We start from the raw sequence: 13,351 nt of genomic DNA, 5'->3' as shown, positions 1-13,351 counted from the left end.
AGTTATTTTTTCCTAAAAATGATATAATGAGAGAACGATAGAAAGGAAGTATTTATGGAACAAAAAGAGAAACATTTTAGCCTATCTTGGTTTTTCAAGTGGTTTTTGGATAACAAGGCCATTACGGTATTTTTGGTAACCTTATTATTGGGACTGAATCTTTTTATTTTAAGTAAGATTAGTTTTCTATTTTCACCTGTTTTAGACTTTTTGGCAGTCGTGATGCTGCCAGTTATTCTATCTGGTTTGCTATATTATTTATTAAATCCTATTGTTGATTGGATGGAGAAGCATAAGGTCAATCGTGTCATAGCAATCAGTACTGTTTTTGTGATTATCGCTATCTTTATCATTTGGGGCTTGGCAGTAGCGATTCCAAATCTGCAACGTCAAGTTTTAACATTTGCAAGAAATGTACCAATCTATCTTGAAGATGCTGATCGGGTTATTGATGATTTGGTAACCAAGCGTTTACCAGATGATTTCAGGCCTCAGTTAGAACAAGTTTTGACAAACTTCTCTAGTCAGGCTACAGTTTGGGCGAGCAAGGTTTCTTCTCAGGCAGTAAACTGGGTGAGTGCCTTTATTAGTGGGGCATCTCAAGTGATTGTTGCCTTGATTATCGTTCCTTTCATGCTCTTTTATCTCTTACGTGATGGGAAAGGCCTGCGTCACTATTTGACCCAATTCATGCCAACGAAATTGAAAGAACCTGTTGGACAAGTTTTATCAGATGTGAATCAGCAGTTGTCCAACTATGTTCGAGGGCAAGTGACAGTGGCTATTATTGTTGCGGTAATGTTTATCATCTTCTTCAAGATCATTGGTCTACGCTATGCGGTTACGCTTGGTGTTACTGCTGGTATCTTAAATCTGGTTCCTTATCTTGGTAGTTTCCTAGCTATGCTTCCTGCCCTAGTATTGGGTTTGATTGCTGGTCCCGTCATGCTTTTGAAAGTAGTGATTGTCTTTATCGTAGAACAAACTATTGAAGGCCGTTTTGTCTCTCCATTGATTTTGGGAAGTCAATTAAACATCCATCCCATTAATGTTCTCTTTGTCTTGTTAACTTCAGGATCTATGTTTGGTATCTGGGGAGTCTTGCTCGGTATTCCAGTTTATGCCTCCGCTAAAGTTGTCATTTCAGCGATTTTTGAATGGTATAAGGTAGTCAGTGGTCTATATGAATTAGAGGGCGAGGAAGTAAAGAGTGAACAATAGTCAACAGATGTTACAGGCTTTGGAAGAGCAAGATTTAACCAAGGCTGAGCACTATTTCGTCAAAGCTTTAGAAAATGATCCAAGTGAGCTTCTGTATGAGTTAGCTACTTATCTTGAAGGGATTGGTTTCTATCCTCAGGCCAAGGAAATTTACCTGAAAATTGTAGAGGATTTCCCAGAGGTTAATCTAAATCTAGCAGCTATTGCTAGCGAGGATGGTCAAATCGAAGAAGCCTTTACCTACCTAGAGGAAATCCAAGCTGACAGTGACTGGTATGTGTCGGCTTTGGCACTTAAAGCAGACCTTTACCAGATGGAAGGTTTGACAGATGTGGCGCGTGAGAAATTGTTAGAAGCATTGACTTACTCAGAGGATCCTCTCTTGATATTGGGCTTGGCAGAGTTGGATAGTGAGTTGGAAAATTACCAAGAGGCTATTCAAGGCTATGCCCAGTTAGATAATCGCTCGATTTATGAGCAAACGGGCATTTCTACCTATCAACGAATTGGCTTTGCCTATGCCCAGCTAGGGAAATTTGAAACAGCTATAGAGTTTTTAGAAAAAGCCCTGGAGTTAGAATACGATGACCTAACAGCTTTTGAGTTGGCCAGTCTTTACTTTGATCAAGAAGAATACCAAAAAGCTGTCCTCTATTTTAAGCAGCTTGATACCATTTCTCCTGACTTTGAAGGCTATGAGTATGGTTATAGTCAGGCCTTGCATAAGGAACATCAAGTTCAAGAAGCCCTGCGTATCGCTAAGCAAGGGTTGGAGAAAAATCCATTTGAAACTCGCCTCTTGCTAGCTGCTTCACAATTTTCTTATGAATTGCATGATGCTAGTGGAGCAGAGAACTACCTCCTTACTGCAAAAGAAGATGCTGAGGATACGGAAGAAATCTTACTCCGTCTAGCAACTATTTATCTGGAGCAGGAGCGTTATGAGGATATTCTAGACTTGCAAAGTGAGGAGCCAGAAAATCTCTTGACCAAGTGGATGATTGCTCGTTCCTATCAAGAAATGGACGATTTGGATACTGCCTATGAGCTTTACCAAGAGTTGGCAGGAGATTTAAAGGACAATCCAGAGTTTCTGGAACACTATATCTATCTCTTGCGTGAATTGGGCTACTTTGAGGAAGCCAAAGTCAATGCCCAAGCTTACTTAAAACTAGTTCCAGATGATGTGCAAATGCAAGAATTGTTTGAGACATTGTAAGAATCCATTAGTTACAGAAAACTGCAAGTTATTATTAGACGATAACTGCGGTTTTTTGTTTTAAAAAGGACAATTTTCAACTAATATATTCTCTTGAAAAAATTCTAACTAGGACTATAATATAAAATTATGAGTGATAGAGGAGGGAAATAATGCTTGATACGATAGCTCTACCGATTGAAGTCCGACATATTATTCTCATTTTATTGTCTTGTTTTTCTGGTTTTATCATTGGCTATGAAAGAAAGTCTAAACACAAGCAGGCTGGGAGAAAGACTCATATCTTGGTTGCCTTAACTGCAACTTTAATGGTGATTTTATCAAAAGAAGCTTTCTTGGATACGCCTAATTATGATACTTCTAGGGTTGCGGCCCAAATTGTCAGTGGAATTAGTTTCATTGGCGGTGGTATTATTTTCATGAGGGATAAAAAAATCAGTGGTATCACCACAGCAGCTGGTATTTGGGTAACTGCAGGTATTGGGATGGCGATTGGAGCAGGTTTTGCTTTTCTAGGCTTATTTTGTAGTCTAATTGTTGTCTCTGTTCAGAAAAGTAGCTCCAAATTTTTGAAAAGCGATATCCATTATCATATCAGAATGACTGGATTTGTAACCAATAAACCTTCAATAGATACCTTGAATATTCTCATTGAACAGAAGGGGTTTTACAATCTAAATATTGACATGGATAGGAATGAAAGTGGTTATAATCTTACGATTAGAGCAGATCACGATAAATCCATTTCTTACAAAAACATGGCTGAGGTTTTATGGCAATGTGACGAGAATTTTTATATAAATCAGGTTAAGATTGTTTCATTAGAAGGATAGAGTTTTGTTTTCATAGCAAAACTCTTATTGGTGAATGGGGAAGATACTTCTTATTCCCTATACTATGTATCAGGAGGAATTGACATAAAAGCATCAGATTAGCACAGATAACATAATGAACTGGGAACATCTTGAAAAAAAGATTAGTTTATAAGATTTGGAACCGTTTTCTGTCACAATCTTTCGGGAAAGTAGTTGCTAAAAGATGTAAAAATTGATAGAATAAGGATTGTCTAAAAAATTTTAAGGAGAATCTATCAAATGGATTTCACATGGGCAATTAAATATGCCACTGAATTTTTGGGAACTGCTATTTTGATCATTCTTGGAAATGGTGCAGTTGCCAACGTTGAACTTAAAGGTACGAAAGGTCACCAAAGTGGCTGGATCGTTATCGCTGTTGGTTATGGTATGGGGGTTATGATCCCAGCCTTGATGTTTGGTAACGTATCTGGTAACCACATCAACCCAGCCTTCACTCTTGGACTTGCAATTAGCGGTCTTTTCCCTTGGGCTCAAGTTGCACCTTATATCATCGCACAAGTTTTGGGTGCTATCTTTGGTCAAGCCTTGGTTGTGGCAACACACCGCCCATACTACTTGAAAACTGAAAATCCAAACAACATTTTGGGTACTTTCTCAACAATTTCAAGTTTGGATAATGGTACAAAAGAATCACATTTTGCAGCAACTGTTAATGGTTTTGTAAATGAGTTTGTTGGATCATTTGTTCTTTTCTTTGCAGCCCTTGGAATGACTAAAAACTTCTTTGGTTCTGAAGTGCTTCAATACATGAAACAAATGGCTAGTCAAGCAGGTCAAAATGTTGATTTTTCTGATTTAGCAATCAAAGCCCAAGTAGCACCACATACTGCTTCAGGTCTTTCAGTAGCTCACTTGGCACTTGGATTCCTTGTTATGGCCTTGGTAACATCACTTGGTGGACCTACAGGACCTGCCTTGAACCCTGCTCGTGACTTGGGACCACGTCTCCTTCATGCTTTCCTTCCAAAATCAGTTCTTGGTGAGCACAAAGGCGATTCAAAATGGTGGTATTCTTGGGTACCAGTAGTAGCACCGATCGCAGCAGCAATTGCGGCAGTAGCTATTTTCAAATTCCTTTACCTATAAGAAATTGAGTTCTCTATCTATTGTAATAGATTGAAGAAAAATTAAAAACGCATAATATTCAGGTGTTGAAAAGCCTTGATATTATGCGTTTTGTTGTAGGAATATTTACTTCATTTTCTCCTGAAATTGAGTTTTCCCCCATCCTTTTTGTAGTTTATATGGTCGTCCTTAATCAGCTTTTGCGATAAGCTTTAATACTGTGACTATACCATTCTTGCATTTCTTTTGATGGTGGTGTCATATAATCGCCATACATCTGGGTTAAAAATTGGTCATATTTTTTGGGAACTGGTAACATACGGCCTTCAAACTCAGTTAAGATGAGTTCTTTAAAGGTATCAACTGGGAAGACTTCTTTCATTCCTTCCTTACCAATACCGATTCCTCCTTCATATTGAGGAGAGTTGGTTGTAGCATTTTTGACTAGCTGATCAATTTTCTTGTAAAAGTAGCGAGGATTGACAAATCGGAGGGCATACCAGCTACATAATCTTAGAAAATCTTTTAACTTGCTGTCACCGTGAACTGCGCGTGATTTTTTGATATAAGCCAGTTGACGAAGAGCCACATACTTATAGCTCTTGTCGACAATGCTCAAATCTGTAAAGCGATCAATTGGGAAGACATCGATAAAGAGACTGGTGTCATGGCGCTTGTACTTAACATGATCTTCGATAACAGTAGAAGTATCCAAAATCGATGCGAAATTATGGAAGTACCAAGAAGAAGTGTCGTAGGATAGAACCTTGTAGCGAGGGTGATTTTCTTTTTCTATAATATCCAGTAAACGTTCATAATCCTCACGATAGAGAGAAATATCAATATCATCATCCCAAGGAATCATACCTTTGTGGCGGATAGCTCCAAGCATGGTTCCATAACTTAGAAAATAAGGAATATCATGTTTCTTACAAGTCTCATCAATATAGTCTAGCAGGGCTAGTTGAATTTCTTTAATTTCTTCTTTTTCTAAATACTGCATCCTAATCCTCCAATTTGTAAGCGTGAAATTCATGACTGTAGAAGCGTTTTTCTTCTGGTGGTAGGGTCATATAATCTCCATAAAATTGTGTCAAAATAGTATCAAATTTTTCTGGCGCAGGAATGGTCAAATTCTCAAAGGGTAAATCAATTGTTTTATCGAAGGTAGCACTTGGGAAGACTTCCTTTTCCTTAAATTTAGAAGGGATAAAAGCCATATAGTGCCCATTCTTACGACTATATTTTTGAATTTCTTTCTCGATTTTATGTGCGAAATAACGAGGAGAAACCGGTCGAAGGAGCAACCAAAAGGCTGTTCGTATCCAATCTTTTAAAAGGCTATCTTTATAGACAATATTTTTGTGTTTACTGAAAGACAGAAGTTTAAAACTTTCCAGCTTATAACAAATATCAATGACCTTAGGATCATCAAAGCGATCCATAGGGAAAATATCGATAAAAACACCAGACTCATAGGTTTTTGTATTCCGAGTATCAATAATTTTAGTTGTACTGTCGGTTATTTTGATAAAGTTGTTAAAGTAATTTTTATCTGTTTCTAAGGATAAAAGTTTGTATTTACTTTCTTCCTTTTGAAAAATGTTAATAAATCGTTGGTAATCTTCTCGAGGCATGGACAGATCAATATCGTCGTCCCAAGGAATAAAGCCCTCATGTCGAACTGCCCCAATCAGAGTACCGTAGTTAATAATATAGTTGATATTGTGCTTTTTACAGAGAGTATCAATATAATCCAAAATTTCTAATTCAATTTGTTTGGCATCTTCAATGGTTAGTTGTTTCATTCTATACTCCTAAGATTTTTTGAATTTATTTTTTAAGGCTAGGACATGGTTTAAAAATTCATAGAAAATGCTATCTTTGGTGAAGACAAGTAGACCAATATAAGAGATGGCTGATAGCAAGACAATCAAACCAGTATTAATCAAAAATGGCAAATTAATGACCATATCTACGGGATACAAGAAATTAATCAGGAAATAAATTCCTACAAAGGAAAGTGAAAAGAGCGAGTATTGAACAGTATAGCTAAAGATATGTCCTAAGTGGATGAGTTGTTTTCTATGGATGAAAATGATATAGAAAACAAGTAGAGAGGCCTCTGATAGCATAGTTGTCAGTAAGTAGTATTCAGGCGCCACGATGTGGTTGAAAAAGAGGAGACTATTTAAGCCCAAATTGAGCAATCCTGCAAAGACTGTATAGACTGTGATTCGTTTTTCATAGCCATTTGTAAAGAGAATTTGGGAACCAAGAATGGTATCCAGTGCCAGGATAATCGTACGAAAAGCGAAGAGAGAGGTTAAGATACCGCCTCCGATATATTTTTCACTACCGTAAAGTAGGATTGCATTTGGTCCTAAAACCATGAGTCCAAAACTGAGTGGAATGATAAAGAAGTTAAAGATTCGACTTCCTCTGTTAACAAGTGAGACATAAGCTTCCTTATCGCCTTTTCCTAGATAGTAACTGAGACGAGGCACACTTACTCCGATAGCTCCTGTTACAACACCAGCTATAACGGTCACAATTCGTTGAGCCATGGTATAGTAACTAACGTTGACATCAATCCCTGTTTTAACGAGGAAGAGGCGATCTAAAAAAGTGAAGAGCATATTGGCATTAGCAAAGACCAACATGGCTGTCAGAGGGAGAAAGAGTGGTTTAAAATCACTTAGGTGAATCTTAACAAGTTTGATGTCTCTTTTAATCCAAAAATAACTAATCAGGTAGTTAATCAGCGTCGATAAACTCATCACAAGTGTATAAACAACAATATCGTGTTCATTCTTGACAAACAGGAAAATAGAGACCAGCATCAGGATACGGATGAAGGCAGTCTTGTAAAAGAGAAAACTGTAATTTTCCAGAGCTTCATTGACCCACTCGATTGAAAAAATCTGGGCAATGAGTTGAATCCCCATAACAAGGTAGACTTTTTTGATGATTGGATTATCAGTAAAGAAGAGAGGATAGGCTAGGATATAGACAGCAGTGGTCAAAATCGTACAAGCTATACACAAATAAAAAAGACTAGAGAAGGTTCTATTCAGATCTTTTTTGTTATCCTTGACATTACTGATGGCCCGTAAACCGTAGTTATAGACCCCATAAGTCGCAAAGGGCAAGAAAAATGACAAAATAGTGTCAACTGAGTTGAAGTAACCATAGTCAGTACGGTCCAAGACACGTGCGACATAGGTTCCAGTTAAGATGGGAAAAATAATATTCAAGACACGAATTCCCATGTAAGATAGAGCATTTAATTTTATACTTTTCATTCAATTTACCTCGTTTTTCATTATATCATAAAGTCAGCTAATAAGAAATGAAGGGCAGTAATACTCTTCGAAAATCAAATTCAAACTACGTCAGCGTCGCCTTACCGTACTCAAGTACAGCTTACGGCTAGCTTCCTAGTTTGCTTTTTGATTTTCATTGAGTATAAGTCAAGTAATCACTTTGAAGTCTCAAAGTTTAATTTTAAGTTTTCTTTAAGAAAATTATATTATTCTGGAGAACTCTAAAATTTCACAGCCATTTATTGGTAATGACTACAGAATTCCTAGTCATTATTAGAAATGGACTAGTTTATTTGAATAATAGAACTCCTTAAACCTTCTATTCTAGAACGGGAGGGTCGGTATTTCTTTCATGATAGGACTAGATTGTGGTATAATAGAGAGAATAAGTTTTTTTAGTAAGACAAAGGAGAAAATAGATGATTTATGCAGGAATTCTTGCTGGTGGAACTGGCACACGCATGGGAATCAGTAACTTGCCAAAACAATTTTTAGAGCTAGGTGATCGACCTATCTTGATTCATACAATTGAAAAATTTGTCTTGGAACCAAGTATTGAAAAAATTGTAGTTGGGGTTCATGGAGACTGGGTTTCTCATGCAGAAGATCTTGTAGATAAATATCTTCCTCTTCATAAGGAACGTATCATCATTACAAAAGGTGGTGCTGACCGCAATACAAGTATTGAGAAAATCATTGAAGCCATTGATGCTTATCGTCCGCTTACTCCAGAGGATATCATTGTTACCCACGATTCTGTTCGTCCATTTATTACACTTCGCATGATTCAGGACAATATCCAACTTGCCCAAAATCATGACGCAGTGGATACAGTGGTAGAAGCGGTTGATACTATCGTTGAAAGTACCAATGGTCAATTCATTACAGATATTCCAAATCGTGCTCACCTTTATCAAGGACAAACACCTCAAACATTCCGTTGCAAGGACTTCATGGATCTTTACGGTTCTCTCTCTGCTGAAGAGAAGGAAATCTTGACAGATGCATGTAAAATCTTTGTCATTAAAGGAAAAGATGTAGCCTTGGCCAAGGGTGAATACTCAAATCTGAAGATTACAACAGTAACAGATTTGAAGATTGCAAAAAGTATGATTGAGAAAGACTAGTAAAATGATTAATCAAATTTATCAACTAACTAAGCCTAAGTTTATCAATGTCAAATATCAGGAAGAGGCTATTGACCAAGAGAATCATATTCTCATTCGCCCTAATTATATGGCGGTCTGTCATGCGGATCAGCGTTACTACCAAGGAAAACGTGATCCCAAGATTTTGAATAAAAAGCTTCCAATGGCAATGATTCACGAGTCATGTGGAACCGTTATTTCTGACCCGACAGGAACTTATGAAGTTGGGCAAAAAGTTGTCATGATTCCCAATCAGCCTCCTATGCAGAGTGATGAAGAATTCTATGAGAACTACATGACAGGGACCCATTTCTTGTCTAGTGGTTTTGATGGCTTTATGAGAGAGTTTGTTTCTCTCCCTAAAGACCGTGTGGTGGCTTATGATGCTATCGAAGATACGGTTGCAGCCATTACAGAGTTTGTCAGTGTCGGCATGCACGCTATGAATCGTCTATTGACCCTTGCTCATAGCAAGCGGGACCGAATTGCTGTTATCGGAGATGGAAGTTTAGCTTTTGTGGTTGCCAATATTATCAACTATACTTTGCCAGAAGCAGAGATTGTGGTTATTGGTCGTCATTGGGAAAAATTGGAACTTTTCTCATTTGCCAAAGAATGCTATATTACTGACAATATTCCTGAAGATTTGGCCTTTGACCATGCTTTTGAATGTTGTGGTGGTGATGGTACTGGACCTGCTATAAATGACCTGATTCGCTACATTCGTCCTCAGGGAACGATTCTCATGATGGGCGTTAGCGAATATAAAGTCAATCTCAATACACGCGATGCCTTAGAAAAGGGCTTGCTCTTGGTTGGGTCCTCTCGTTCTGGTCGCATTGATTTTGAAAATGCAATCCAAATGATGGAAGTCAAGAAATTTGCAAATCGTCTTAAAAATATCCTTTATCTAGAAGAACCTGTAAGAGAAATTAAAGATATTCACCGTGTCTTTGCAACCGATTTAAACACAGCCTTTAAAACCGTGTTTAAGTGGGAAGTATAAGTGCTGGAGGTTAATTGTGGAGAAAATCATTAAAGAAAAAATTTCTTCCTTACTTAGTCAAGAAGAGGAAGTCCTCAGTGTTGAACAACTGGGAGGAATGACCAATCAAAACTATTTGGCCAAAACAACAAATAAGCAATACATTGTTAAATTCTTTGGGAAAGGGACAGAAAAACTGATCAATCGTCAAGATGAAAAGTACAATCTTGAACTACTTAAAGATTTAGACCTAGATGTAAAAAATTATCTTTTTGATATTGAAGCTGGTATCAAAGTAAATGAGTATATCGAATCTGCGATTACGCTTGATTCAACGTCAATCAAGACCAAATTTGATAAAATTGCTCCAATATTACAAACGATTCATGCTTCTGGTAAGGAATTAAGGGGAGAATTTGCTCCTTTTGAAGAAATCAAAAAATACGAATCCTTAATTGAGGAAAAAATCCCTTATGCCAACTATGAAGCTGTTCGAGAAGAAGTCTTCTCCTTAGAGAAAAGACTGGCTGACTTAGGTGTTGACAGAAAATCTTGTCATATCGATTTGGTGCCTGAAAACTTTATCGAATCACCTCAAGGACGACTTTATCTGATTGACTGGGAATATTCATCAATGAACGATCCAATGTGGGATTTGGCCGCCCTCTTTTTAGAGTCTGAATTCACTCGTCAAGAGGAAGAAGCCTTCTTGTCTCACTATGAGAGTGAGCAAACACCTGTCTCTCGTGAAAAGATTGTCATTTATAAAATTTTACAAGATGCTATTTGGAGTCTATGGACAGTCTACAAAGAAGAGCAAGGTGCAGATTTTGGTGACTATGGTGTGAGTCGTTACCAAAGAGCTGTTAAAGGTTTGTCATATTATGGAGGTTCAGATGAAAAATAAAAATGGAGTTTCTTTTGGTCTACTCTCAGGTATTTTCTGGGGTTTAGGTCTAACGATTAGTGCTTATATCTTTTCGATTTTTACAGATTTGTCGCCCTTTGTGGTGGCCGCTGCTCACGATTTCTTGAGTATCTTTATCTTACTAGCTTTTCTTTTAGTAAAAGAAGGAAAAGTTCGTCTCTCAATTTTCTTAAATATTCGCAATGTTAGTGTGATCATCGGAGCCTTGCTAGCAGGTCCAATCGGTATGCAGGCCAACCTTTATGCGGTTAAGTATATCGGAAGTTCCTTAGCGTCATCTGTATCGGCTATCTACCCTGCGATTTCAGTTTTATTGGCTTTCTTCTTTTTGAAGCACAAGATTTCGAAAAATACTGTGTTTGGAATTGTCTTGATTATTGGAGGGATAATTGCTCAGACCTATAAGGTCGAACAGGTCAATTCCTTCTACATTGGGATTCTCTGTGCTTTGGTTTGTGCTATTGCATGGGGAAGTGAGAGTGTTCTTAGCTCTTTTGCTATGGAAAGTGAACTGAGTGAAATCGAAGCCCTCTTAATTCGTCAAGTGACTTCGTTCTTGTCCTATCTTGTGATTGTGCTCTTCTCTCATCAGTCATTTGCTGAAGTGGCCAATGGACAATTGCTAGGTCTCATGATTGTCTTTGCAGCCTTTGATATGATTTCCTACTTGGCTTATTATATCGCTATCAATCGCTTGCAACCAGCCAAGGCTACAGGCTTGAACGTGAGCTATGTAGTATGGACTGTCTTGTTTGCAGTTGTTTTCTTGGGTGCACCACTAGATATGCTGACAATTATTACGTCACTTGTCGTTATTGCTGGAGTTTATATTATTATTAAAGAATAAAGGAGATTCGTGTGAAAGCCATTATTTTAGCAGCGGGATTGGGAACTCGCTTGCGTCCTATGACTGAAAATACCCCTAAAGCCTTGGTTCAAGTTAATCAAAAACCTTTGATTGAATACCAAATTGAGTTTCTCAAAGAAAAAGGAATCAATGACATCATCATCATCGTTGGTTACCTTAAAGAACAATTCGATTACTTAAAAGAAAAATATGGTGTTCGCCTCGTTTTCAATGATAAATACGCTGACTACAATAACTTTTACTCTCTCTATCTTGTAAAAGAAGAATTGGCCAACAGTTATGTTATTGATGCAGATAACTATCTCTTCAAAAATATGTTCCGCAATGATTTGACACGTTCGACTTATTTTAGTGTTTATCGTGAAGATTGTACCAACGAATGGTTCTTGGTCTATGGAGATGACTACAAGGTTCAAGATATTACTGTTGATAGTAAGGCAGGTCGTATCCTTAGTGGTGTATCCTTCTGGGACGCTCCAACTGCAGAAAAGATTATCAGCTTTATCGACAAGGCTTATGCAAGTGGTGAATTTGTTGATCTTTATTGGGACAATATGGTTAAGGATAATATCAAAGAGCTAGATGTCTATGTTGAAGAATTAGAAGGCAATAGCATCTATGAAATCGATAGTGTCCAAGACTATCATAAATTAGAAGAAATTCTTAAAAACGAAAATTAAAGATTCCAACATCTGGCTGAAATAGTCGGATGTTTTTTTGATTTTTTACGAATAAATAGATGAGTAGAAAAAGAAATGGAGATATTTATGAAAATCACAAACTATGAAATCTATAAGTTGAAAAAATCAGGTTTGACCAATCAACAGGTTTTGAAGGTCCTAGAATATGGTGAAAATTTCGATCAAGAACTGTTGTTAGGAGATATTGCAGATATATCAGGTTGCAGAAATCCAGCTGTTTTTATGGAACGTTATTTTCAGATAGACGATGCGCATTTGGAGAAGGAGTTTCAAAAATTTCCATCTTTCTCTATTTTAGATGACTGTTACCCTTGGGATTTGAGTGAAATATATGATGCGCCTGTACTTTTATTTTACAAGGGAAATATTGACCTCTTGAAATTCCCGAAGGTAGCAGTCGTAGGAAGTCGTGCTTGTAGCAAACAGGGAGCTAAGTCAGTTGAAAAAGTCATTCAGGGATTGGAAAATGAACTGGTTATCGTCAGTGGATTAGCCAAGGGCATTGACACAGCAGCTCATATGGCAGCTCTTCAGAATGGCGGAAAAACCATTGCAGTGATTGGAACAGGACTGGATGTGTTTTATCCTAAAGCCAATAAACGCTTGCAAGACTACATCGGCAATGACCATCTGGTTCTAAGTGAATATGGACCTGGTGAACAACCTCTAAAATTTCATTTTCCTGCCCGTAATCGCATCATTGCTGGACTTTGTCGTGGCGTGATTGTAGCAGAGGCTAAGATGCGCTCAGGTAGTCTCATTACCTGTGAGAGAGCAATGGAAGAAGGACGCGATGTCTTTGCTATTCCTGGTAGCATTTTAGATGGACTATCAGACGGTTGCCATCATTTGATTCAAGAAGGGGCAAAATTGGTCACCAGTGGGCAGGATGTTCTTGCAGAATTTGAATTTTAATACTCTTCGAAAATATCTTCAAACCACGTCAGCTTCACCTTGCCGTAGGTATGGTTACTGACTTCGTCAGTCTCATCTGCAACCTCAAAGCAGTGCT

The 13,351-nt window shown here is 37.7% G+C and carries 13 protein-coding genes; 10 read left to right on the top strand and 3 right to left on the bottom strand.

The features are described from left to right. Nucleotides 1-54: 54 nt before the first annotated feature. The 4 genes from N8L90_RS00850 to gla all read left to right on the top strand — a co-directional run bounded on the left by N8L90_RS00850 (nucleotide 55) and on the right by gla (nucleotide 4,404). Nucleotides 55-1,221 carry an AI-2E family transporter gene (locus N8L90_RS00850; protein WP_261023828.1) on the top strand — a complete coding sequence of 389 codons (1,167 nt, stop codon included), beginning with the start codon at nucleotides 55-57 and terminating at the stop codon, nucleotides 1,219-1,221. Beyond that, a complete protein-coding gene (locus N8L90_RS00845; RefSeq protein WP_261023827.1) occupies nucleotides 1,211-2,440 on the top strand; it encodes a tetratricopeptide repeat protein in 1,230 nt (409 codons plus the stop codon). The genes N8L90_RS00850 and N8L90_RS00845 overlap by 11 nt, the downstream gene beginning before the upstream one ends. A 152-nt stretch (nucleotides 2,441-2,592) precedes the next feature. After that, complete coding sequence (locus N8L90_RS00840) at nucleotides 2,593-3,273, top strand: MgtC/SapB family protein (RefSeq protein WP_261023826.1); 681 nt, start codon at nucleotides 2,593-2,595, stop codon at nucleotides 3,271-3,273. A 261-nt stretch (nucleotides 3,274-3,534) separates the two neighbouring features. Continuing rightward, nucleotides 3,535-4,404, top strand: coding sequence for an aquaglyceroporin Gla (gla, locus tag N8L90_RS00835; protein WP_049491488.1), 870 nt, complete (start codon nucleotides 3,535-3,537; stop codon nucleotides 4,402-4,404). Between the two features lie 172 nt (nucleotides 4,405-4,576). On the opposite strand, the gene N8L90_RS00830 is transcribed toward gla, so the two are convergent. From N8L90_RS00830 to tacF, 3 genes are read right to left on the bottom strand one after another with little or no spacing between them, the layout of a single operon-like run. Next, nucleotides 4,577-5,386, bottom strand: a complete 810-nt coding sequence (locus N8L90_RS00830; protein ID WP_261023825.1) for a LicD family protein — start codon at nucleotides 5,384-5,386, stop codon at nucleotides 4,577-4,579. Nucleotide 5,387: 1 nt separating this feature from the next. Next, nucleotides 5,388-6,191, bottom strand: coding sequence for a LicD family protein (locus tag N8L90_RS00825; protein WP_261023824.1), 804 nt, complete (start codon nucleotides 6,189-6,191; stop codon nucleotides 5,388-5,390). 9 nt (nucleotides 6,192-6,200) lie between these two features. Continuing rightward, nucleotides 6,201-7,688, bottom strand: coding sequence for a type IV teichoic acid flippase TacF (gene tacF / locus N8L90_RS00820; RefSeq protein ID WP_261023823.1), 1,488 nt, complete (start codon nucleotides 7,686-7,688; stop codon nucleotides 6,201-6,203). Nucleotides 7,689-8,128: 440 nt separating this feature from the next. Between tacF and N8L90_RS00815 the strand changes: the two genes are divergently transcribed. The 6 genes from N8L90_RS00815 to dprA all read left to right on the top strand — a co-directional run bounded on the left by N8L90_RS00815 (nucleotide 8,129) and on the right by dprA (nucleotide 13,254). Continuing rightward, nucleotides 8,129-8,836, top strand: coding sequence for an IspD/TarI family cytidylyltransferase (locus N8L90_RS00815; protein ID WP_261023822.1), 708 nt, complete (start codon nucleotides 8,129-8,131; stop codon nucleotides 8,834-8,836). Nucleotides 8,837-8,840: 4 nt separating this feature from the next. Continuing rightward, nucleotides 8,841-9,863, top strand: coding sequence for a ribitol-5-phosphate dehydrogenase (locus N8L90_RS00810; RefSeq protein WP_000609877.1), 1,023 nt, complete (start codon nucleotides 8,841-8,843; stop codon nucleotides 9,861-9,863). Between the two features lie 16 nt (nucleotides 9,864-9,879). Next, entirely contained in the window at nucleotides 9,880-10,749 is an 870-nt protein-coding gene (licA, locus tag N8L90_RS00805) for a choline kinase LicA (RefSeq protein WP_261023821.1), read from the top strand. Then, the gene (locus tag N8L90_RS00800) at nucleotides 10,739-11,617 is read left to right on the top strand and encodes a DMT family transporter (RefSeq protein WP_004269680.1); all 879 of its coding nucleotides are present in this window, start codon (nucleotides 10,739-10,741) and stop codon (nucleotides 11,615-11,617) included. The genes licA and N8L90_RS00800 overlap by 11 nt, the downstream gene beginning before the upstream one ends. Before the next feature lie 11 nt (nucleotides 11,618-11,628). Beyond that, the gene (locus N8L90_RS00795) at nucleotides 11,629-12,318 is read left to right on the top strand and encodes a sugar phosphate nucleotidyltransferase (protein ID WP_261023820.1); all 690 of its coding nucleotides are present in this window, start codon (nucleotides 11,629-11,631) and stop codon (nucleotides 12,316-12,318) included. Between the two features lie 87 nt (nucleotides 12,319-12,405). Beyond that, nucleotides 12,406-13,254, top strand: a complete 849-nt coding sequence (gene dprA, locus N8L90_RS00790) for a DNA-processing protein DprA (protein WP_261023819.1) — start codon at nucleotides 12,406-12,408, stop codon at nucleotides 13,252-13,254. Nucleotides 13,255-13,351: the final 97 nt, after the last annotated feature.

Source organism: Streptococcus mitis (assembly GCF_946190115.1).
Lineage (GTDB): Bacteria > Bacillota > Bacilli > Lactobacillales > Streptococcaceae > Streptococcus > Streptococcus mitis_CO.
This window is presented reverse-complemented; position numbering and strand designations above follow the sequence as displayed.